This window comes from Agrobacterium sp. fls2-241-TYG-188a (assembly GCF_030209845.1).
This window is the reverse complement of sequence record NZ_JARVRD010000003.1, coordinates 664,300-685,778: the sequence shown is the minus strand read 5'-3', so window position 1 is coordinate 685,778 and position 21,479 is coordinate 664,300. Positions and strand designations below refer to the sequence as shown.

General features: G+C 58.4%; 18 protein-coding genes. 5 read left to right on the top strand and 13 right to left on the bottom strand.

What is annotated here, in order from left to right:
- Window positions 1-6: 6 nt before the first annotated feature.
- The 5 genes from lysS to QRN85_RS17165 form a co-directional block, all read right to left on the bottom strand.
- The gene (gene lysS / locus QRN85_RS17185; protein ID WP_284759477.1) at window positions 7-1,506 is read right to left on the bottom strand and encodes a lysine--tRNA ligase; all 1,500 of its coding nucleotides are present in this window, start codon (window positions 1,504-1,506) and stop codon (window positions 7-9) included.
- A 256-nt stretch (window positions 1,507-1,762) separates the two neighbouring features.
- Entirely contained in the window at window positions 1,763-3,220 is a 1,458-nt protein-coding gene (gltX, locus tag QRN85_RS17180; RefSeq protein WP_062584328.1) for a glutamate--tRNA ligase, read from the bottom strand.
- Window positions 3,221-3,319: 99 nt separating this feature from the next.
- Complete coding sequence (locus tag QRN85_RS17175; protein WP_284759474.1) at window positions 3,320-4,759, bottom strand: hypothetical protein; 1,440 nt, start codon at window positions 4,757-4,759, stop codon at window positions 3,320-3,322.
- A gap of 72 nt (window positions 4,760-4,831) precedes the next feature.
- A complete protein-coding gene (locus QRN85_RS17170) occupies window positions 4,832-5,581 on the bottom strand; it encodes a TerC family protein (protein ID WP_062584332.1) in 750 nt (249 codons plus the stop codon).
- A gap of 152 nt (window positions 5,582-5,733) precedes the next feature.
- A complete protein-coding gene (locus QRN85_RS17165; RefSeq protein ID WP_200939014.1) occupies window positions 5,734-6,405 on the bottom strand; it encodes a TetR/AcrR family transcriptional regulator in 672 nt (223 codons plus the stop codon).
- 150 nt (window positions 6,406-6,555) lie between these two features.
- Between QRN85_RS17165 and QRN85_RS17160 the strand changes: the two genes are divergently transcribed.
- A complete protein-coding gene (locus QRN85_RS17160) occupies window positions 6,556-7,761 on the top strand; it encodes an HlyD family secretion protein (RefSeq protein WP_284759471.1) in 1,206 nt (401 codons plus the stop codon).
- Window positions 7,762-7,832: 71 nt separating this feature from the next.
- Window positions 7,833-9,416, top strand: coding sequence for a DHA2 family efflux MFS transporter permease subunit (locus tag QRN85_RS17155; RefSeq protein WP_062584336.1), 1,584 nt, complete (start codon window positions 7,833-7,835; stop codon window positions 9,414-9,416).
- A 70-nt stretch (window positions 9,417-9,486) separates the two neighbouring features.
- On the opposite strand, the gene QRN85_RS17150 is transcribed toward QRN85_RS17155, so the two are convergent.
- Both QRN85_RS17150 and QRN85_RS17145 read right to left on the bottom strand, forming a co-directional pair.
- Window positions 9,487-10,188 (bottom strand): tellurite resistance TerB family protein, encoded by a 702-nt coding sequence (locus QRN85_RS17150; RefSeq protein ID WP_284759468.1) that lies wholly within the window; start codon window positions 10,186-10,188, stop codon window positions 9,487-9,489.
- Between the two features lie 97 nt (window positions 10,189-10,285).
- Window positions 10,286-10,924, bottom strand: coding sequence for a 2-dehydro-3-deoxy-phosphogluconate aldolase (locus QRN85_RS17145; protein ID WP_112962890.1), 639 nt, complete (start codon window positions 10,922-10,924; stop codon window positions 10,286-10,288).
- 150 nt (window positions 10,925-11,074) lie between these two features.
- On the opposite strand from QRN85_RS17145, the gene QRN85_RS17140 reads away from it, so the two are divergent.
- The 3 genes from QRN85_RS17140 to trhO all read left to right on the top strand — a co-directional run bounded on the left by QRN85_RS17140 (window position 11,075) and on the right by trhO (window position 13,513).
- Window positions 11,075-11,563 (top strand): CYTH domain-containing protein, encoded by a 489-nt coding sequence (locus tag QRN85_RS17140; RefSeq protein ID WP_112962889.1) that lies wholly within the window; start codon window positions 11,075-11,077, stop codon window positions 11,561-11,563.
- Window positions 11,547-12,455 (top strand): CHAD domain-containing protein, encoded by a 909-nt coding sequence (locus QRN85_RS17135; protein ID WP_284759466.1) that lies wholly within the window; start codon window positions 11,547-11,549, stop codon window positions 12,453-12,455. Before QRN85_RS17140 ends, QRN85_RS17135 begins: the two co-directional genes overlap by 17 nt.
- A gap of 101 nt (window positions 12,456-12,556) precedes the next feature.
- Window positions 12,557-13,513 (top strand): oxygen-dependent tRNA uridine(34) hydroxylase TrhO, encoded by a 957-nt coding sequence (trhO, locus tag QRN85_RS17130; RefSeq protein ID WP_284759610.1) that lies wholly within the window; start codon window positions 12,557-12,559, stop codon window positions 13,511-13,513.
- 139 nt (window positions 13,514-13,652) lie between these two features.
- Here the strand turns inward: trhO and QRN85_RS17125 are convergent, their stop codons facing one another.
- From QRN85_RS17125 to xylA, 6 genes are all read right to left on the bottom strand, one after another.
- Window positions 13,653-15,845: a bifunctional diguanylate cyclase/phosphodiesterase gene (locus QRN85_RS17125; RefSeq protein WP_284759464.1), complete on the bottom strand. Its 2,193-nt coding sequence runs from the start codon at window positions 15,843-15,845 to the stop codon at window positions 13,653-13,655.
- Window positions 15,846-16,041: 196 nt separating this feature from the next.
- On the bottom strand, window positions 16,042-16,818 hold the full coding sequence (locus tag QRN85_RS17120; RefSeq protein WP_062584349.1) for a MetQ/NlpA family ABC transporter substrate-binding protein: 777 nt from the start codon (window positions 16,816-16,818) through the stop codon (window positions 16,042-16,044).
- Window positions 16,819-16,854: 36 nt separating this feature from the next.
- Window positions 16,855-17,523 (bottom strand): methionine ABC transporter permease, encoded by a 669-nt coding sequence (locus QRN85_RS17115; protein WP_062584351.1) that lies wholly within the window; start codon window positions 17,521-17,523, stop codon window positions 16,855-16,857.
- Window positions 17,513-18,553, bottom strand: a complete 1,041-nt coding sequence (locus QRN85_RS17110; protein ID WP_062585525.1) for a methionine ABC transporter ATP-binding protein — start codon at window positions 18,551-18,553, stop codon at window positions 17,513-17,515. The genes QRN85_RS17115 and QRN85_RS17110 overlap by 11 nt, the downstream gene beginning before the upstream one ends.
- Before the next feature lie 311 nt (window positions 18,554-18,864).
- A complete protein-coding gene (locus tag QRN85_RS17105) occupies window positions 18,865-19,497 on the bottom strand; it encodes an NAD(P)H-dependent oxidoreductase (protein ID WP_062585527.1) in 633 nt (210 codons plus the stop codon).
- Between the two features lie 644 nt (window positions 19,498-20,141).
- Window positions 20,142-21,452 carry a xylose isomerase gene (gene xylA / locus QRN85_RS17100; protein ID WP_284759462.1) on the bottom strand — a complete coding sequence of 437 codons (1,311 nt, stop codon included), beginning with the start codon at window positions 21,450-21,452 and terminating at the stop codon, window positions 20,142-20,144.
- Window positions 21,453-21,479 lie beyond the last annotated feature (27 nt).

The window sequence follows — 21,479 nt, the reverse complement described above, 5'->3', positions numbered from 1 at the left end:
GTCTGATCAATCGGCCTTCTGGCGACGGGCCGGGAAGAGGATGACGTCGCGGATGGACGGCGCGTTGGTCAGCAGCATCACCAGACGGTCGACGCCGATGCCGAGGCCACCGGCTGGCGGCATTCCCTGGTCGATGGCGTCGAGGAATTCGTCGTCCAGCTGCTTGTCCTTTTCGCCACGGGCATGGGCCTGTTCCAGCTGCTCCACCATGCGGCGGCGCTGTTCTTCCGGGTCGTTCAACTCGGAAAACGCGTTGCCCACTTCCCAGGCGTTGCAATAGCTTTCGAAACGCTCGACCAGACGCGGTTCGCCCGGAACTTCCTTGGCAAAGGGCGAAATGTCCTTGGGGAAATGCGTGACGTGGCTCGGCTGGATCAGCGTGCCCTCGACCTTTTCTTCAAAGATGAAGGCAAGGCATTCGCCCCATGTCCAGTCTTTCTCGACTTCGAAACCGGCAGCCTTTGCGGCAGCGCGAGCCTCTTCGTCGGTCTTGATGGCCAGGAAGTCGATGCCCGTCGCTTCCTTCACGGCGTCAGGCATCGGCACGCGCTTGAACGGACCCTTGAAGGAAATGGTCTTGCCCTGGAAGTCCAGTTCCGTCGTGCCATGGATGGCAATGGCCAGCGTCTCGAACATGCGCTCGACCAGACCCATAATGTCTTCGTAGTCGGCATAGGCCCAGTAGCATTCCAGCATGGTGAATTCCGGATTGTGCCGGGTGGAAACACCTTCATTGCGGAAATTGCGGTTGATTTCGAAGACCTTGTCGGACAGGCCAGATACCAGCGTACGCTTCAAAAACAGTTCCGGCGCGATGCGCAGATACATGTCCTGCTTCAGCGTGTTGTGGAATGTCTTGAACGGGTCAGCCGTCGCGCCGCCATAGACGGTCTGCAACATCGGCGTTTCCACTTCGAGGAAAGCCTCGTTTTCCATGAAGCGGCGAATGCCGGAAATGATCTTGGAACGCTGCTGGAAGCGCAGCTTGGATTCCTCGTTGGAGAGAATATCCAGATGGCGCTTGCGATAGCGGATTTCGATGTCAGAAATCCCGCTCCACTTCTCTGGCATCGGCAGGAGAGACTTGGTCAGCATGGTGATTTCTTCGGCATTGATCGTCAGCTCACCGCGCTTGGTGCGGCGCACCTTGCCGGTCACGCCGATGATGTCGCCGATATCGATCATCGGCAGCAGGTCACGCGCCTCTTCCGGCGTCGTATCCTTGTGGGAGAAGATCTGCACCTTGCCCGAGGCATCATGAATATCCATGAACATGCCGGAGTTGCGCGAGGAGTAAACGCGACCCGCAACCGTCACCGTATCGCCGGTTTCCACGTCAGGCTCGATATCCGCATATTTCTCGGCCAGCTCGGCATTGGTCAGCGTGCGGTGAAAATGGGCAGGGTAAACATCGCCGATCTTCTCACGCAGCATCGCCAGCTTCTGGCGGCGCACTTCGGTCACATCGGAGGAGAGGGCGGTCGTTTCGGTTGTCTTGTCGGTCATCTCTATCGCCTTTTGGCAAGTTGTTCTGTGTGCTGGTGTGGCACTATTATTTTTCGTCGCAACACCCGCCTCCGTCATCCTCAGACCTCTCCGTCGTCATCCTCGGGGTTGTCCCGAGGATCTACAAACGGAGCAGCACGTTCGACGTCCAATACCTGGCACCCAAGGCAGATCCTCGGGACAAGCCCGAGGATGACGGGGTGCGGCGGATGACGAGCGTGGGGACGGGTGGCAGGACCAAGCCGCGTCCCCCGCTTTACGTTCCAGCGCCAACCATGGACGCCGCGACCGCAATCGCCACCTTCAACCGCTGACGCACCACCGAGCGGCCCAGAAGCGCCATTGTGTCGAACAGCGGCAACGAACGAGACGAGCCGGACATGGCAACGAAGAGCGGCGGTGTCACTACGCGCAGCTTCTTGCCGGTGCGTTCGGCCACATCACGCAGTTCCTGTTCGATGGATTCCAGCGTCCAGTCCGGCATCTTTTCCAGGTCAGCGGCAACCGTGGTCAGGATTTCGTGGATCTCTTCTGGCTTGCTCTTCAGGCCAGCGAAGGATGCGGGCGTGAGGCCGACATCGCTCGACAGCAGGAAGCCTGCCAGGTTCGGCAGATCGCCGAGCTTGGAAATGCGGCTCTGGGAAAGCTTCAAGCCCTCGGTCAGACGCGCATTTTCCATCGCCCATTCCAGCGTGCGGGCAATGAATTCGTCCTGGGTCAGCTTTTCACGCAGCCAGCGGCCATTCAGCCAGTCCAGCTTCTGAATGTCGAAGATAGCACCGGCCTTGGACAAGGCTTCGGGATCGAACTTTCCTGCCAGTTCTTCCATGGTCAAAAGCTCTTCGCCTTCACCGATCTGGATGAAGAACAGGCCGAGGAAGTTCATCAGCGCTTCCGGCAGATAGCCGAGTGCGGAGTAGTACGAGATGGATGTGGGGTTCTTGCGTTTCGACAGCTTGGATTTGTCGGCATTGCGCATCAGCGACAGATGCATGAATACCGGTTCCTGCCAGCCGAAATAGCGATAGAGAAGAATGTGCTTTGGCACGGAGGCAAGCCATTCTTCGCCACGCGCCACATGGGTGATCTTCATCAGATGGTCGTCGATGACATTGGCCATGTGATAGGTCGGCATGCCATCGGCCTTCATCAGAACCTGCATGTCGACGCTGTCCCAGGGGATCGAAACATCGCCGTAGACGCCATCGTTGAAGTCGCAGGAGCCTTCTGCGGGGATCTTCATGCGCACGACAGAAGCTTCACCGGCGGCAACGCGGGCGGTCACTTCCTCGGCCTTCAGATGCAGGCAAAGCCCGTCATATTTCGGTGGCTTGCCAGCGGCGCGCTGCGCCTCGCGCATCTCGGCCAGCCGCTCTGCCGAACAGAAGCAACGGAAGGCATGGCCCTTTTCCAGCAGTTCCTCGGCGTAAGGCTGGTACATGTCCTTGCGCTCGGACTGGCGGTAGGGACCATAGGGGCCGCCGACATCAGGGCCTTCGGACCATTTCAGGCCGGTCCATTTCAGCGCCTCCAGCACTTTTTCCTCATATTCGCGCGTAGAGCGCGTCGCATCGGTGTCTTCGATGCGCAGAATGAATTCACCACCATGCTTCTGGGCGAAGAGGTAGTTGAAAAGCGCGATATAGGCTGTGCCGACATGCGGCTCGCCGGTGGGGGAAGGTGCAATGCGGACGCGGACGCCGGAAGTGGTCATAAGGGCCTGCTCAATGAAAATACGCGCCAAAAGGGGCGATTGCTTCAATCTCGGAATGAATTGGCCTTAGCACATATTCTTGGGCGAGCGTCAAGGTTTTTAGGGTTTTTGTGGCGGCGGCGCGGGTTCCCATTCCAGCAAAGCGAGTTTGGCCTCTGCCCTGCGCACTGCATTGGTAACGACGTCCTGATACGTCTTCGTACCTGTTTCCAAAAAGACGGAAAGCATCCTGTCGGCGAGCTCCTTGCCTTTTGTGAGCATCTCGATGCGCTGTTGCTTGGTCAGTTGCGTCGCCTCTGCCTCGCCATAGCGGATGAAGCTCACCGCCAGTTTCATGTTCACATAATTCTTGCCAGCTTGTGAATTGTCCGATGCGGCCTTCGCCAAGGCCTGCTGCTGAATGTCGAGGCCTTCGCGAAGATCGTCTTCCGCGCCGAACACCTCGCCACGCAACATGTGGGAATCGCCAAGATTGGAAAGCGTTTCCCAACTGACCTCGCCATCGAGCTGCTTCTGTTCGTCTGCCGACATCTGGTCGAAGCGAAGCGCTTTTTCCACATCCGCCCTGTCGCGGGAAATGAAGGCAACGCGGCCATAGATGGTCCCAAGGCTTCCCGTCAGCGATTGCTGCACCTGCGCGTCCACCTTGTCCTTGTAGCGTCTTTCAGCCTCTTCCAGCGCAGCAACGCCGCGACGCAGATAGGTCAGCTTTTCATCGCCCTTAACAATTTCAGACGCATAGCCGTAGCTGCCGGCCAGATCCTGCGCGTAGTAGATTTCAGAATAAGGTTCCCCGGTCGTATCCCTGTCATGCGCTATCTGCGCCAGTTCTATGCTCAGCAGCAGCTTGCCGATATCCGATGACCAGCGCCCGATGGTTTCCACCGCTCCACCGGCATTTCGAGCGGCATTTATCATGCAGTTTAGATCGTTGACCAACCGGCACAAGGCCATTCGCGCCTCGACAATCTCGGTCGTGAAGGCATCCTTGAAGAGGAAGGCCGGATTATAATAGCGCTCCGGCTGCTTGATGAGGCTTGCAATCCAGTACTGGTCGAGAACGGAAAGGGCTGCCTGCGGCGCGTTGCGTGGTGCGGTTTCGATGGCTTCACGCAGGGCAGCAACCCCCAATGCCACGGCGTTCTCCTGCCCGGACTGCTTTTCCGGGTCGTCATCCGTCATCAACAGCAGCGGCAGCTGCGATGCAGCCTCTGCCAGTTTTGCCGTTCTTTCAAGGGGTGAGAGGGTTTCTGGCTTTTCACAAAATCCTAACGCAACGTCATTCTCTACGCTGTCCTTCAACAGCTCGCCGGCCCTCGCGCAAAAAGCGACATCGCCGGGATAGTGAAACCGCTGCAGAATGGGCATCGAAATATCGGCTTCTCTGCCGTTCTCGCCAATGAAGGTCCATTTGTCCGGCATGGCCGCTTCGGTGCGCGTGTCGGCCACCGGCTGGGGCACGTGAAGTTTTCCCCAGAAGGCCGCGCCGAGAAACAGGACCAGCAGGCTAGCGAAGACCACATGCGGCACATATTTCATCGTTTCCCGCCATCTTTGAAAAAGGCCCGCCGTGAAGCGAGCCTTTGCCTATTGTGAAAGGTGCTGTCGCAGCTAGTGCAGGGTGCCCTGCTTTTTCTTGCGACGTGCATTGCGCGATACCATGTTGAGCACTTCCACAAGTGCTGAGAAGGCCATGGCGGCGTAGACGTAGCCCTTGGGAACATGGAAGCCCATGCCTTCGGCAATCAGCGTCGTACCGATCATCAGCAGGAAGGCCAGCGCCAGCATGACGACGGTGGGGTTCTTTTCGATGAAGTTGGCAAGCGGGTTGGCGGCTAGAAGCATCACGGTGACGGCGAAGACGACAGCGACGACCATGATCGGCACATGCGGTGTCATCCCCACTGCGGTGATGATGCTGTCGAGCGAGAAGACCAGGTCGAGCAGAAGTATCTGCGCAATGGCCGACGAGAAGCTGGCAACAGCCGTGCCGACCATGTCTTCCTTGTGGTCTTCCGGGTCCACATTGTGGTGAATTTCCTTGGTCGCTTTCCAGACCAGGAACAGGCCACCGCCGATGAGGATCATGTCCTTCCAGGAGAAGCCGTGACCGAAGAGTTCGAAAACAGGCTCGGTCAGCTGTACGATCCATGCCACCGTGCCCAGAAGGCCAAGGCGCATGATCAGCGCAAGGCCGATACCGATGCGCCGTGCCTTTTCCCGCTGATGCTCGGGCAATTTATTGGTGAGAATGGAAATGAAAATCAGGTTGTCGATGCCAAGCACAACCTCCATGACGATAAGGGTGACGAGGGCCACCCACGCAGCGGGGTCGGATAAGAGAGGGATTATGGAATCCACGAGCCAGTGTTCCTTTTCAGCTTTTGTGCTTCGACAATTCGAAATGCCGCAGTTTATATTCGATTACGCGAGAAACAAGCGTGTGACATTACCCTAATGCCACATTTTCAAGCTATTTCGCGCAATGCGAGAAACCCGGTTGCTGAATGGTGTCAGGCCTTCTTGGTTCCGTAAGCCGCCATAAAAACCTCGATTGCGCTGGAGAGAACCCTTCCGGCCTCTTCCGGTGGCGTATCGCCGGTCAATTCGCCAAACAGGCGCATCTTGAAAAACGTGCCCGTGGCGAGTTCTATGAACTGGCGGGCGGCAAGGTCCACGTCATCGGTCTGCAACGTTCCCTGGTCGATGTGATGCTGGAGAAAGTCCCGCAGAACAACCCGCACGTTGTTCGGTGCGGCCACGAAAAAACGCTGCGAGAGTTTGGGCATACGGTCGATGACGCCAAGCGCTGAGCGCATGGCAGGTATCATGTCCGTGCACGTCACCTTGTGAATGAATGCCTCGCCAAACTGCCGCAGGCCGTCTCGAACCTCCTCGGTTCCAGCCAGAATGTCACGCATGGAATGGGCAAACTGCGCGCGGTGACGGTCGATCAGGGCGGCAAAAAGCTCGTCCTTGTTCTCAAAGTAAACGTAGATCGTTCCCTTGGAAACGCCGGCTTCGCGGGTAATGTCGTTCATGCTGGCGGCATCGAAGCCCTTTCGCTTGAACACCCGCCAGGCACCGTCGATGATCTGTTCCCGCTTTGCCGGATCTTCGCCCGCAGCAAATCGGCCCGCAGGATTTGCGGCGCAGATGTCGTCCGTTGGCTTGTCGTCGGTCACTTTCAGATCCGTCCGCTGTTTTAGATTCTGTTCAATATATCGAACCAAACGGTTCGATGCGACTTGATATGTGTCACAAAACAGATTAAGTCAATCGAACCGAACGGTTCAGTTCGACGTTGTTTCTTTTTCACATTGAATGGTGTTCCCATGTCCGCTCAGAAAAGTGGTGCAGTCCGCGCAGTCGATGCGTCCGATGAGGCCGAGGCCCGCACGCTGGATGCAAAGCCCGCTTCGGCGCAGGAGGCACCTCAGGCTGCCAAGGCCGCAGAGCCGGAGAAGAAAAAGCGCAAGTCTTTCGTCCTGCCCATTGTTGCCCTGGCGCTTCTGGGTGCTGCGGGCTGGTATGGATATAACTGGTGGACAGACGGGCGCTTTCTGGTTTCCACCGATGATGCCTATGTCGAAGGCGATATCGCCGTCATCGCGCCGAAGGTCTCCGGCTATGTCGCCAAGGTCGAGGTTGTCGCCAACCAGGAAGTCAAGTCAGGCGATGTCCTGCTGACGCTCGACGATGGCGATTATCGCAATGCGCTTGAGCAGGCGCAGGCCCAGCTTCAGACTCAGCAGCTCTCGCTTGCGCGCATCGATGCCCAGATTGCCGGTGCGCAGGCCTCGCTTCAGCAGGCCGTGGCACAAAAGGGCTCGCTGGATGCGGCCTTGCGCGGAGCAGACATCAATCTCAAGCGCGCCAGCGAACTCCAGTCCAAGGATGTCGGCACCGTCGCCTCCACCGACAATGCGCAGATCGCCATGGAACAGGCCAAGGCAAACCTTGTTGCCGGTGAAGCCAGCGTCGTTTCGGCCCAGGCCAATATCGATCTGTTGAAGGCGCAGCGCAAGGAAGCCGAAGGTTCGGTCAAGACGCTGGAGCTTGCCCGTGACAAGGCCGCCCGCGACCTGTCCTTTACCGTTCTGCGCGCACCCTATGACGGCGTCATCGGCAATCTGTCGGTCCAGACCGGCGATCTCGTCTCGGTCGGCAAGCGCCTCGCTTCGCTGGTGCCGATGGATGATCTCTATATCGATGCCAATTTCAAGGAAACGCAGCTGGCGCAGATCGAGCCGGGCTCCAAGGTGCGCGTGCATGTGGATGCCTTTGGCGATCACGACATAGAAGGCACCGTGCAGTCCATTTCGCCAGCGTCCGGCTCGGTCTTTTCGATGCTGCCGCCTGAAAATGCCACGGGCAACTTCACCAAGGTCATCCAGCGCGTTCCCGTGCGGATTGTCTTTTCGAAGGAAGATCTGGCCAAGCACCGGCTGCGCGCGGGTCTGAGCGTCGTCGTCGATGTCGATACGCGCACTGCGCCGGATGCGACGCGCACGGCGCAGGCGCAGAATTCGTCGAAGTAGTTTGATTTCATGCCGTTTCCCGCGCAGGGCCGTCTGATGCCCGCGCTGGAATTGCCCTAAGGACCAGGAATATGGCGGTAACAGCCAATATGGCGGGCGGAAACGCTGCTGCGATTGATCCTCCGATGGATCGCCGCCGCCTCATCGCGTTCTTCGCGATGGTCTTCGGCATGTTCATGTCGATCCTCGACATTCAGATCGTCTCGGCGTCGCTGGCGGAAATTCAGGCCGGGCTTGGCGCCGGGTCCGATGAAATCGCCTGGGTGCAGACATCCTACCTGATTGCGGAAGTCATCATGATCCCGCTGTCGGGAACACTGGCGCGCATATTGTCGACACGGGTGCTGTTTGCCACCTGTGCTGCCGGTTTTACCCTTTCCAGTGCCCTGTGTGCAACGGCAACGAACATCGACCAGATGATCGTCTACCGCGCCATACAGGGCTTCATAGGCGGCGGCATGATCCCATCCGTCTTTGCCGCCGCCTTCACCATCTTTCCGCCGTCCAAGCGGGCTGTGGTGTCGCCCATCATCGGCCTTGTGGCCACGCTTGCCCCCACCATCGGACCGACTGTCGGTGGCTATCTGTCGAATGCGTTTTCGTGGCACTGGCTGTTTCTCGTCAACATCATTCCCGGCATCATCGTCACCATCGTCACCTGGAATTTCATCGATTTCGACAAGCCGGAACGGTCGCTCCTGAAGAGGTTCGACTGGTGGGGCCTGTTGTCCATGGGCGTGTTCCTGGGCTCGATGGAATATGTGCTGGAAGAGGGCAACAACAACGACTGGTTCAATGACAGCCACATCGTCATCGGAACGCTTGCCATGGTCATGGGCGGCTTCGTGTTCTTCTGGCGCGCCTTCAAGGTGGACTTTCCGGTGGTGGACCTCAAAGCGTTTGCCGACCGGAATTTCTCGATCGGATCGCTGTTCTCCTTCGTCATGGGCATCGGGCTTTACGGCCTGACCTATATGTATCCGCTCTATCTGGGTCGCGTGCGCGGCTATGATGCCCTGATGATCGGGGAGACCATGTTCGTGTCCGGTCTGGCCATGTTCGTCACGGCACCGATTGCGGGCAAGGTCTCCACCAAGATCGACCTGCGCGCCATGATGGTCATCGGCTTCGTCAGCTTTGCGGCGGGTACATGGATCATGACCTATGTGACGGCGGACTGGGATTTCTATGAATTGCTGATCCCGCAGATCCTGCGCGGCTTTGGCCTGATGATGTGCATGGTGCCGATCAACAACATTGCGCTCGGCACATTGCCGCCAGCCCGTATGAAGAATGCGTCCGGCCTGTTCAATCTTACCCGCAACCTTGGCGGCGCGGTCGGCCTTGCGCTCATCAACACCATGCTCAGCCAGCGCACGGATGAGCATTATTTCAAGATTGCCGAACACGTGAACTACGGCAACCCGGCAGCCATGGAATGGCTGAACAGTGTCGGTGCGAATTATGATTCCTACGGGCTGGATGGCGCTTCGGTCGCGGTCAAGAAACTGGTCGGCGTCGTGTCGCAACAGGCGTGGCTGCAGGCCTTTGCGGATGTGTTCCTGGCGCTGACCATCCTTTTCAGCGGCCTGATCATCCTCACGCTTCTGATCAACAAGCCGAAGGCGGCACCGCCGCCGGATGCCGGACACTGATTTTTTCAGATCCACCGCAGCGCTGAGGGTCGCCGGAAATGGCGGCCCTCTGTCGTTTGTGGGGGATGGGTCAGACCTTCGCGGCAGAAACCGTGACTTCGATATGCTCTACCAACTGGTCCGGCAGACCAAGGCGACCGGCGAGCAGGTCGAGATAACCGCGCTCCGCCCGGCTGTCGGGCTCGATGGTCAGGCGGGAAGCCGTGTAGAGCTCCACCTTCTGTTCCTCCGTCTTGGCTGCAGCCACCAGCGCATCGATGTCGAGTGGATCGGCCAGTTCCTTTTCGATGAAGGCTTCCGCCTCGCGGTCTAGTTCGGAGACCTGCAGCTTTTCCATGATGCGGGCGCGTTCCGCCGCATCGATGTGGCCGTCTGCCTTGGCGGCGGCGATCATCGCCTGCACCAGCGTCATCGCGAAATTGTTCGAAAGCGCAGGGGATTCAGGGTGGAATGGAGAGTCCTTGGGCGGCGGCAGCAGTTCCTGCGTCGGCTGGGGTTGTTGCACGGCCTGCGGCGTCTTGCCGGACTGGTAATTCTTGTAGGCGAGGTAGCCCAGACCGGCGATTGCGGCGATGCCGCCGACAGCTGCGGCGTTGCCCGCCAGCTTGCGCCCGGTCTTGGTACCGAAAATGGCGGCAGCTATCGCGCCCGCCTTCATCGGATTGTTCTTCGCAATCTCGGTGGCCTGTCCGGCCCGGTCCCGCACGCTTCCGGACAGGCCCGGCACCTGCGAACCCAAAAACTGGTCAAGAAGCTTCTTTGCGTCGAACATTCAAATCTCCTGTGTCAATCAATCGTGAAACAGGAGATAGGAAGTCGGAATGCGAATACAAATGGCCGTGCCGTTCACGCAGTCGTGAAGGCAGGGCTTATCCGCGCAGCGCGGCGGCTTCGGCGGCCAGTTTGGTAATGCCAGCCCAGTCACCGGCTGCGATCAGTTCCTTTGGTGCAACCCAGGAGCCGCCGACGCAAACGACGTTTGGCAGGGATAGGTAATCCTTGGCGTTTTTCAGCGAAACGCTGCCGGTCGGGCAGAACATGACATCGGCGATTGGCGAGGACAGCGCCTTGAGGTAGGGCGCGCCGCCTGCCTGTTCGGCGGGGAAGAATTTCAGCACCCTGTAGCCCTTGTCACGCAGATGCATGACTTCGCTGGCGGTCGCCGCACCGGGAAGAAGCGGAACCTTGGAACCCTTTGCGGCTTCCAGAACGCTCTTGTTGACGCCGGGGCTGACGATGAAGGTGGAGCCTGCTTTCACGGCGGCTTCGAAATCCTTGGCGTTGAGAATGGTGCCTGCACCCACATGGGCGCCTTCCACCTCATCGGCCACGGCGCGGATGGCATCCAGTGCGGCCGGCGTGCGCATGGTGATTTCGATGGCCTTCAATCCACCTTCGACCAGTGCGCGTGCCAACGGCACGGCAGAGGCTGCGTCTTCAACGATGAGGACAGGCACCACCGGCTGCAGTTTCAGGATGGAAAGCAGCTTTTCGGAATCCTGGGCCATGATGATGTCTCCTCTTTTGAAACGATTGAATTGCGTCTCAATTACCGCGCAAAGCCGCAGGTGTCGAGGCAAAATGAAATATTTCAGTTTGATTACTTTTTCATGACAACAGCTTGCGCTAGGCTCACACCAAAACGGGCAGGTTATTGAATGGCAAAAGAAATTGAACGCAAGTTTCTGGTCGCGGATGACAGCTGGCGCGAGGCCATCGCGTCACGGACGCGCTTTCGCCAAGGCTATATCGTATCGCTGGATGACCGGTCGGTGCGGGTCCGCATCAAGGGCGAGGATGCGGCAACGCTGACCATCAAGGTCGGGGTCGGCGTCCTTGTGCGGGACGAATATGAATATGATATCCCCGTTGCCGATGCCGAGGAACTGATCGCCACCGCGCCCGGCATCATCATTGAAAAGATCCGTTATACCGTCGAACATGAGGGGTTTTTGTGGGAAATCGATGTGTTCGATGGCATTTACCGGGGGCTGACGGTGGCCGAGGTGGAGCTGAAGTCGGAGAGTGATCAGCCCGCCTTGCCAAAGTGGCTCGGCGCGGAGGTGACGGGCGACCGGCGATATTCCAACCAGCATCTTGCGACAGACGATCTCAGTTCAGAGCTTTGCCATGCCATTCAGATTTGATCCCCGAAAGCCCTTTCCCGACGAATTGCAGCGCATTGGGATCGAATTGATCGACGACGCCATGGCGGCGCTGTCGCAACAGCCCGATGGCCCCCATGCGGCGGTGCATGGCGCGCGCAAGAAATTCAAGCGCCTTCGTGCCCTCTATCGTTTTGTGAAAAGCGACGATCCGGCCTTTCGCACCACCGAAAATCTGCGGTTTCGAGATGTTGCGCGGTCGCTCTCGCAGGCGCGTGAGGCCGCAGCCCTTGTCGAGACGATCCAGTATCTTCAAGGCTTCAGCCGTTCGGAGGCGGAAAGCAAGGCCCTGTCCTCAGCCCTCGTCACGCTTGAAAAGCGGCGCGACGAGGTGACGGGTGATGATGGCGGGCTTTCTGACAATATCGCTCTGGCGCTTGTCGAATGCGATAAGGCCAGGCAAGCCCTCATGCAGCTATCCCTGCCGGATGGCAGGAAGGCCGCCACGAGGCGTGTAAAGAAAACGTGGCGCAAGCAGCGGCAGACGGCGCTCGATGCCTTGAGCCGCTGTCACGGCGAGGCCCATGACGAGGATTTTCACGATCTTCGCAAGAGCGGGCAGGTCTACTGGATGCATCTTGCCCTGCTGCGGCGCATCTGGCCTTCCGCCATGCGCGCCAAGAAGGCGGATGCCAAGCGCCTCGTCGATCTGCTCGGACATGAGCACGACCTGTCCGTTCTCACCGCCCTTGTCGATCAGGAGCCGGAACGCTTTGACGATGCAGATACGCTGGCGCTGGTTCTGGAGGCCATCATCCACCGGCAGCAAGCCCTGCGGCAGGAGTGCCTTGATCTGGCGGATCGCGTGTTTTCCGACGCGGCCAAGACCGAGAGCCGGATTGTCGCACATCTGTGGGACGACGCTGCGCGATAGGGCATCGGGCATATTTTGACGAAATTCAAAACTTTGCTTCGGCGGGTTTCGGGCACGAAATAAGATTGCGCAAAAGCGCATCTGGCTGTATTTCAGCCGCCATGACCGACACCTTGACCCTGTCCACCCCGGATGCCGCACCGGGGGCCGCTGGCGATTTTCTCGTGGCAGCGCTTTACCACTTCGCTCGCTTTGCGCGATACGAGAGTGTGCGTGAACCCTTGTTTACCCTGTGTCAACAAAACGGCGTCAAGGGCACGCTGCTTCTGGCAGCCGAAGGCATCAACGGCACCATCGCGGGAACGGATGAGGGCATTGCCAATGTGCTGGCCTATCTGCGCGCCCAGCCGGAATTTGCGGCCCTTGAGCACAAGGAAAGCCGTGCTTCCAAGATGCCCTTCGTGCGCATGAAGGTGAAGCTGAAGCAGGAAATCGTCACGATGGGCGTGCCGGATATCGATCCGAACCAGATCGTCGGCACCTATGTCGATCCCAAAGACTGGAACGATCTGATTTCCGACCCGGATACGATCCTGATCGACACCCGCAATGACTATGAAACCGCCATTGGCGTGTTCAAGGGCGCGGTTGATCCGCAGACCAAGACGTTTCGCGAATTTCCGGACTGGGTAAAGAACAATCCGGGCCTGCACAACAAGCCGAAGATCGCCATGTATTGCACCGGCGGCATTCGCTGCGAAAAGGCCACGGCCTTCATGAAGGAACAGGGCTTCGATGAGGTTTACCACCTCAAGGGCGGTATTCTGAAGTATCTGGAAGAGGTTCCTGAGGAAGACAGCCTGTGGGAAGGTGCCTGCTTCGTGTTCGATGAGCGCGTTTCCGTCGTCCATGGCCTTGCCGAAGGTGACCACAAGCTGTGCCACGCCTGCCGCAACCCGATCACGGCAGAAGTGCGCCAGTCACCGCAGTTCGAGGAAGGCGTGTCCTGCCCCAGCTGCTATGACAGCCGCACCGAAGAAGACCGCCAGCGTTTCCGCAATCGGCAGAAGCAGATCGACCTCGCAAAGAAGCGTGGCGAGAAGCATATCGGCCGTTAAGGCTCGCCCGGCTTGCAAGCCCGCTTGACCGTTACCTTCGGGCGCGTCCCGCGGGCGTCACGTGCAAAGCTGCAAGACGTGGCAGTTGCTCAAGTCTGACGCTGACACAGCAAGGTCTCGCTTGCACCAGCCTCTCGGCTCAAGAAACCTTCAATTGCCGGACTGGCGTTTCCTGCTGCGCAAGCATTGTGGTGACCTGATCGGCTGGCATCGGCTTGGCGAAGAGATAGCCCTGAAGTTCATCGCAGCCGCAGAGCTGGAGAATGGCGGCCTGGTCCTCGGTTTCAATACCTTCTGCGGTCACGGGAATGCCGAGTGAGCGTGCAAGCGCGACTGTGGCTGTCAGCATTTCCAGCGAGCGACCGCCTTCATCCAGCGCCACCACCAGTGACTTGTCGATCTTCATGCGGTTGAAGCCGAAGCGCCGCAGATAGCCGATGCTGGCAAAGCCGGAACCGAAGTCATCCAGCGCAATGCTGACGCCGATCTGCTTGAGCTTTTCAATGGCCGTGCCGGCCCGCTCGGGATGGTGGATGAAGTAGCCTTCGGTCATCTCCAGCATCACTCTTGCGGGCGGAATGTCGTGTTCTTCGAGGATGGAGAGGACCTGCGCTGCGAAAAACGGGTTTCTGAACTGCACCGGCGATACGTTGACGGCAAGCTTGACATGCGGCCATTCGGTTGCGGCGTGGCAGGCCTTTTGCAGGACGGCCAGACCAAGCTGATCGATCAGGCCACTGCTTTCCGCGGCTGCAATGAAGACATCAGGCGAAACCGGTCCGTAGCCCGCGCGGTTCCAGCGGGCAAGCGCCTCGACACCGGAAATCCGTCTGGTCAGCGTGTTGACGACAGGCTGGAAAACGACGCTGATCTCGTCATGCTCGATGGCATATTTGAGATCGGCTTCGAGCTGGTTCTTCTCTTCGCGGCGCGTGTCCATATAGGGCTCATAGGCCATGAAGCGGCCACGGCCATTCTCCTTGGCCTCGTACATGGCCATGTCGGCCCGCCGCAACAGCTCCTCGCCGTCGATATCTCCAGCTTTCGAGACAGCGGTGCCGATGCTGCATCCGATGGCGGCAACACGCTCGCCGATCATGAAGGGTTCGGAAAACAGTGCCAGAAGGTCCTCGCAGAGCTTTCGACCGGCGATGCGGGCATCGTTGCCTTTGAGAGCAATAGCGAATTCGTCGCCGCCCAGCCGCGCCAGCAGCGCATTTTTGGGCACCATAACCTTCAGCGCCGCTGCAACGCCCTTGATCAGCAGGTCGCCTGCGCCATGGCCGAAGGAATCGTTGACCTCCTTGAAGCCATCCAGATCAAGATAGATCAGGTTGACATAGGAGTCGTCGCCCTGCGACTGCTCCAGTCTTTCATTCAACCCTAAAAACAGGCCTGGCCGGTTGTGAAGACCGGTCAGCCGGTCCTGCAACAGTTCGTGGCGTGCCAGTGCCTCGTCCGCCTTGAGTTTGCGAAGGGCGGCCGTGCCGATGATGAGCAGGGCCAGAAGAAACAGCCCGATCAGCCCAACGGCGGTAAGGATGCGCGGCTTGACGTCGCGAAGGCTGACATCGCCCGGCATCTGGGAGTGCCATGTCAGCATTCCCAGCACCGTGCCGCGCGGGTTGACGATGTTGACGAAGAAGGCCGCAGGGCTATCGGCGGGCAACAGCGAAAGACCGTTGAGCACATAGGTTTGGGCAAGGCCGTCCACCTTTTCAGGGGTCAGGTGCCTTGCAAAGATGAGATAGCGGCGTTCGCCATCGGCAGACGAAAGAAGGCCGTTCTTGTTGCGCACCAGCGCAACTCCGGTCGCGGCAATGCCATCCCTGGTCTTGACGAAACCGCTGGCTTCCGGCACCGCGCCCACAGACATGCCCTCGACCCTGGCAATCATGTCTGCAAGTCCGTCGCCGAAATAATCCGTCAAGGTCCAGTTGACCGGCGAGCCGTTGTGGTAGGCGAGCAGAATGTGCCGCTCGCTATCGATCAGGACTGCGGTGTCGAAGAGTTCGCTGTTGACGGTCATGTCGCCGTAGTTGTTGATCAGCCACTCCGACCCGTCCGGTGAATAGGCATGATCGGCTGCATCGTCCCAGGCTGCGTAGTCGTTGAGCGTGGCGGCAAGCTGGTTCTGGAATGTCTTCAGCGCGCCTGTGGTCGTTTCGAGCGACCGCTGGTCATCCAGCGCGTTGACATTATGACTGACCTCGCCAAGAGCCGAGAGCACAAGGGCAGTAACAATGACAACAACAATCGCGAAAGCAAAGAGAACTCCGGCAACAGCCACTCTTCGACCGATCGACGGCTTTCTGATATTCCTGTGCGGCATCAATCGGCATCTTTTCCCACGAAATATCTCATCTTCCGCGGGAATTCTTCACAAGCCCTTAATATAAGCGGTGGCTTTGAACCTATCTTGTGCCGCTTCGGGATTGCCGTAACGCTTTGTGTTTCAAGACTAACAGAAAGTAAAAAACCTCCCCCATTTACATGGGAGAGGTTGTAAAAAATACTCGCGGGACAACTTACCAGGAAGGGATGACGGTGCCGTTGTACTTTTCGAGAATGAAGGTCTTCACTTCCGGGCTGTGATAGGATTCGACAAGCGTCTTCACCCATGGCGCATCCTTGTCCTTCGCGTTGATGGCGATGACGTTGGCATAGGGAGACTTCTCGCTTTCAATCGCGATGGAGTCCTTCTTCGGGTTCAGACCGGCAGCGGTCGCGTAGTTGGTGTTGATGACGGAAATATCGGTATCATCGAGCGAACGGGGAAGCTGGGCGGCATCGAGTTCAACGAACTGGATGTTCTTCGGATTCTCGGTAACATCGGCTGGCGTGACCTTCAGGCCAGCATCGGGATTGACCTTGACGAGACCCTTGGATGCCAGAACCAGAATGGCACGGCCACCATTGGTGGGGTCGTTCGGAATGCCGACGGTCGCGCCGTCCTTCAACTCGTCAAGGCTCTTCACCTTCTTGGAATAGACGCCCATGGGCGTGGTGATGGTGGTGCCGACGCTGACAAGATCGAACTTGCGGTCAGCGATCTGGTTGTCGAGGTATGGCTGATGCTGGAAGGAGTTGGCCTGAAGCTCGCCATCTGCCAGCGCCTGGTTTGGCACGACATAGTCGGAGAATTCGAGGATTTCGAGGTCAAGACCCTTGGTGGCTGCAACCTTCTTGACCTGCTCCATGATCTGCGCATGTTCAGCCGGTGTCACACCGATCTTGATGGTTTCAGCCAGTGCGCTGCCTGCGAAAAGGGCGGCAAGCGAAGCGGCGATGATGAGTTTCTTCATGAGTGTCTCCTGCGTTTGTTATTTTAAGAAAGGAAATCAGTTTTTGCGGTTGCGCTTGTCGAAGCTGCGCGCCAGCGCGTCACCGGCGCTCTGGACGATCTGGACAAGCACGATGAGAACGACGACGACGACCAGCATGACGTCAGGCATGAAGCGCTGGTAGCCGTAGCGAATTCCGAGATCCCCCAGCCCGCCGCCGCCGACAGCACCGACCATGGCCGAGTAGCCGATGAGGCTGACCAGCGTCAGCGTGAGCGCAAGGGTGATGCCAGGCTTGGCTTCGGCCAGAAGCACCTTGGTCACGATCTGCAACGGTGTCGCACCCATGGCGCGCGCCGCCTCGATCAGCCCCTTGTCGACTTCGCGAATGGCCGCTTCCACCAGACGCGCCACGAAGGGCACGGTGGCGACTGTGAGTGGCACGATGGCAGCCGAGGTGCCAATCGAGGTTCCTGCAATCAGCCGGGTAAAGGGAATGATGGCCACGACGAGAATGATGAAGGGCGTGGAGCGGGCGGCATTGACGATCAGCCCGATGATCCGGTTCACCATAGGCGCTTCAAAAAGCTCGCCCTTGCCGCTGGTGGCAAGGAAGATGCCGATGGGCAGGCCAAGCAGCGAACCGACGAGACCGGAGACGGCAACCATGTGCAGCGTCTGCACCAGACCCTTCCAGAGAACAGCAAACAGCATATCAGGCGACATAACCGAGGACCTCCGTTGTCAGGCCGGTTTCGGCATAGAACCTGTTAGCGCGGGCCGTAATTTCTGGTGTGGCCGGATAGGATACGACCAGCGAACCAAAGGGCTGGCCGGAAATTTCTTCGATGGTCCCCGCCAGAATATTCACATCCGGACCTATTTCAGCCACCAGCCGGGCGGTGAGCGGTTGAAACGCCGTGTCTCCAAAGAAGACGAGGCGCACAAGCACGCGGTCGCCGTCTGTCGCTTCCGCTTTCAGGCCCGAGGTCACCCAATGTGGCAGCTTCACGCCAACGGCCGATGACAGAAGGCTGCGGGTCGTTTCGTGGCGCGGGTTGGTGAAGATATCGAAGGTCGTTCCCTGCTCGACGATCAGGCCCTTGTCGATGACGGCAACCTGTGAGGCAATTGTCTTTACGACTTCCATCTCGTGGGTGATGAGGAGAACAGTCAGGCCAAGCTCGGCATTGATCGTCTTCAACAGTTCCAGAATGGACTGCGTCGTTTCCGGGTCCAGCGCCGAGGTCGCTTCGTCGGAAAGCAAAAGCTTCGGCTCGGTTGCCAAGGCACGGGCGATGCCGACGCGCTGCTTTTGCCCACCCGAGAGTTCGGCAGGGTAGCGACTGGCCTTGTCACCGAGGCCCACCAGATCGAGCAACGGCGCGACCTTCTGTCTGATCTCGGCTTTCGACAGACCGGCGATTTCCAGGGGCAGGGCCACATTGTCAAAGGCGGTGCGGGAGGACAGAAGGTTGAAATGCTGGAAGATCATGCCGACGGAACGCCGCAGATCGCGAAGCCCGGACTGTTCCAGCGCGCCTACATCCACGCCATCGACGATAACCTTGCCGGTGCTGGGGAGTTCAAGCCCGTTGACGAGGCGGATGAGGGTGGACTTGCCCGCGCCCGAGCGACCTATGATGCCGGAGATCGAACCGCGCGGCACGATGTAATCGACACCACCGAGTGCGGTAAAGGAGGTCTGGCTTTTTGGATCGCCAAAGGTCTTGGTCACCGCCTGAAACGCGACCATGGGATCGTTGGCCGGTTGACCTGCGGGCAGGGGGCTCGCCGCTGAATTTTGAGGTATCATCTATTGCTCTTCGGACTGTGTCTGTTCGGTCGAAAACCCGGCGGCAAGTCGAGCCGCGTTTGCTCATGCAGCCATTTGGCACATTCGACAACGGAAGACGTTCCGGAGCATTACGTTGAACTTTCCTTGAGAAAGCCGGGGATCGGCCATCTGTGTATCGCAAACATGCCTGTCTGCGATACCGTTTGACAGGTAATATATTGCAATTATCGAAAAGAGCCGGAAAAATCGACCTCTTTCGAATGAAATCCTTACGAAACCGTTGTGACGAATTCGTCGAGTGGACGGCGGACCTTCTTGAGGTTGGCCAGCCAGTCGCCGTCTGCCTGACGATAGCCGAGCGGCAGGATGGTAACGGACCGCAGGCCCTTTTCGCGAAGGCCGAGGATTTCATCGAGCTTGGCCGGGTCGAAGCCTTCCATCGGCGTGGAATCGACACCTTCAAAGGCAGCCTGAGCAACGGCCATGCCAAAGGCGATATAGGCCTGACGGGCGGCGTGTTCGAAATTGACCTCCGGATCACGCTGCGGATAGGAGCCGAGCAGCTTCTGGCGATAGGCTTCGAAACCTTCGTTCTTGAACCCGCGTTCGTCATTGGTCAGGTCGAACATGTGGTTGATGCGGTCTGCGGTGTAGTTGTCCCACGCGGCAAACACCAGAAGGTGCGAGCCTTCGGTGACCTGTGCCTGGTTCCAGGCGATTTCCTGAATCTTGGCGCGGGTTTCCGGGTTGGTAACGACAATGATTTCAAAAGGCTGCAGGCCGCTCGATGTCGGGGCAAGGCGTGCTGCTTCGATGATGCGGTCGATCTTGTCCTGCGAAACGGATTTGGAAGGGTCCATCTTCTTGGTGGCATAACGCCAGTTCAATTTTTCAATCAGCATAGAAATCTCCTTGGGGGCGCTGGACTCCGGCTCTTTGATGGCGTGCCCAGTCGCCATAAAACCCCACACAGATAGGTTATGTTGCAGCGCACACAAGACGGCACAGAAAACTAACCGCGCAAAATCCTCTCCGGCCCACTTTGCAAAAGCGGACCGGAGGGGAAAGATGGAATGCCCGGCAAATGCATGTTGCATTGGCAGGTATGGTCAAGGTCTTGCATTTGCCGGACCCGGTACAACAGCACTGTCACGATACCTATCGGAACGCCCGGTCCCTTGCCTGGCCAGCGGCAAGAGGTGGGTTCACGGAAACGGCTCTCTTGTTGAGCAACCGCTTGTCGATACCGGCTTTGAAAACACCGGGACGCCGCGCGTTGCATCCCGTTGCTCTCAAAGCAGCCGCATTATGCGGTGGGCGGGAAGCGTGTGAATGAAATGCAGAAATTTTTTTGGGGGGCTGGAATTGGAGGCCTTTTTTGTCTGGGACCTCCAGATTTTTCCGTCATGACGGGCTCGACCCGGCATCCGGCAGCACTGCTTCTGCAGTGCGAAAGATCTTTTTGCTATCAAGGACTTGATCGCGCTGGACCCCGGCTCAAGGCCGGGGTGACAGCATTTCAGGGCCGTCAAGGCAGGCTACACCCTTAGACGTAGCGGTTGACGACGTTTTCGAGATATTCCTGACGACCGGACTTCGGCTCAGGGTTGATGTTGTCGCGCTCGACCATGGCGGCGATCTCGTCCAGCTTCATCTCGCCGCGCAGCAGCTTCTGGGCTTCCGGCGCATCCCACTTGGCGTAGCGGTCTGCGAGCGGCTGCGACAGGGCCTTGTCCTCGATCATCTTGGCAGCGGCCTTCAGGCCTCGGGCGCAGCAATCCATGCCGCCGATATGGCCGATCAGCAGATCGGCTGGGTCGAGCGACTGACGACGCAGCTTGCTGTCGAAGTTGGTGCCGCCATTCTTGAAGCCGCCACCTGCCAAGACGTGGTAATAGGCCAGCGCCATTTCCGGCACGTTGTTGGGGAACTGGTCGGTATCCCAGCCGGACTGGTAATCGTTGCGGTTCATGTCGATGGAGCCGAAAATGCCGAAGGCATTGGCCATGGCCAGCTCATGCTCGAAGGAGTGACCGGCGAGGATTGCGTGGCCCTGCTCGATATTGACCTTCACTTCCTTGTCCAGACCATGCTTTTGAAGGAAGGCATAGACGGTGGCGACGTCGTAATCATACTGGTGCTTGGTGGGTTCCTGCGGCTTTGGCTCGATGAGGATCGTGCCTTCAAAACCGATCTTGTACTTGTATTCCACCACCAGATTGAGGAAGCGGCCAAGCTGATCCAGCTCGCGCTTCACATCGGTGTTGAGCAGGGTTTCATAGCCTTCACGACCGCCCCACAGAACATAGTTCGCGCCGCCGAGTTTCTTCGTGGCGTCCATGCAGGTCTTCACCGTCGCAGCCGAATAGGCAAAGACGTCAGGATCCGGATTGGTCGCGGCACCCGACATGAAGCGGCGGTTGGAGAAAAGGTTGGCGGTGCCCCACAGAAGCTTGACGCCGGTATCGGCCTGCTTCTGGCCGAAGTAATCGACGATCTCGTTGAGGTTCTTCGTGTTCTCGGCAAAGGTCTTGCCTTCAGGACGCACATCGGCATCGTGGAAGCAATAGAAGGGCGAACCGAGCAGCGAGAAGAATTCAAAGGCAACATCAGCCTTCAGCTTGGCGGCCTGCATCGTGTCTTCGAACCATGGACGCTCGAATGTCTGGCCACCGAAGGGATCACCACCCGGCCATGTGAAGGTGTGCCAATAGGCAACAGCAAAGCGCAGATGATCTTCCATGCGCTTGCCGCCGACGATTTCATCGGGGTTGTAATGACGGAAGGCCAGCGGATTGGTGCTGTCTGGACCTTCATATTTGATTTTCTGGATGTCGCCGAAAAAGCCGGTGGTCATGGTTGGTTTCTCCCTTGGATTGGTCGT

Coding starts and splice junctions, on each gene's coding strand:
- QRN85_RS17155 (WP_062584336.1), top strand. CDS start 7,833: ATGGCGGTAACAGCCAATATGGCGGGCGGAAACGCTGCTGCGATTGAT.
- QRN85_RS17160 (WP_284759471.1), top strand. CDS start 6,556: ATGTCCGCTCAGAAAAGTGGTGCAGTCCGCGCAGTCGATGCGTCCGAT.
- QRN85_RS17120 (WP_062584349.1), bottom strand. CDS start 16,818: ATGAAGAAACTCATCATCGCCGCTTCGCTTGCCGCCCTTTTCGCAGGC.
- QRN85_RS17110 (WP_062585525.1), bottom strand. CDS start 18,553: ATGGTCGCGTTTCAGGCGGTGACCAAGACCTTTGGCGATCCAAAAAGC.
- QRN85_RS17145 (WP_112962890.1), bottom strand. CDS start 10,924: ATGGCCCAGGATTCCGAAAAGCTGCTTTCCATCCTGAAACTGCAGCCG.
- QRN85_RS17125 (WP_284759464.1), bottom strand. CDS start 15,845: ATGCCGCACAGGAATATCAGAAAGCCGTCGATCGGTCGAAGAGTGGCT.
- xylA (WP_284759462.1), bottom strand. CDS start 21,452: ATGACCACCGGCTTTTTCGGCGACATCCAGAAAATCAAATATGAAGGT.
- gltX (WP_062584328.1), bottom strand. CDS start 3,220: ATGACCACTTCCGGCGTCCGCGTCCGCATTGCACCTTCCCCCACCGGC.
- QRN85_RS17140 (WP_112962889.1), top strand. CDS start 11,075: ATGGCAAAAGAAATTGAACGCAAGTTTCTGGTCGCGGATGACAGCTGG.
- QRN85_RS17175 (WP_284759474.1), bottom strand. CDS start 4,759: ATGAAATATGTGCCGCATGTGGTCTTCGCTAGCCTGCTGGTCCTGTTT.
- QRN85_RS17135 (WP_284759466.1), top strand. CDS start 11,547: ATGCCATTCAGATTTGATCCCCGAAAGCCCTTTCCCGACGAATTGCAG.
- trhO (WP_284759610.1), top strand. CDS start 12,557: ATGACCGACACCTTGACCCTGTCCACCCCGGATGCCGCACCGGGGGCC.
- QRN85_RS17105 (WP_062585527.1), bottom strand. CDS start 19,497: ATGCTGATTGAAAAATTGAACTGGCGTTATGCCACCAAGAAGATGGAC.
- lysS (WP_284759477.1), bottom strand. CDS start 1,506: ATGACCGACAAGACAACCGAAACGACCGCCCTCTCCTCCGATGTGACC.
- QRN85_RS17150 (WP_284759468.1), bottom strand. CDS start 10,188: ATGTTCGACGCAAAGAAGCTTCTTGACCAGTTTTTGGGTTCGCAGGTG.
- QRN85_RS17115 (WP_062584351.1), bottom strand. CDS start 17,523: ATGTCGCCTGATATGCTGTTTGCTGTTCTCTGGAAGGGTCTGGTGCAG.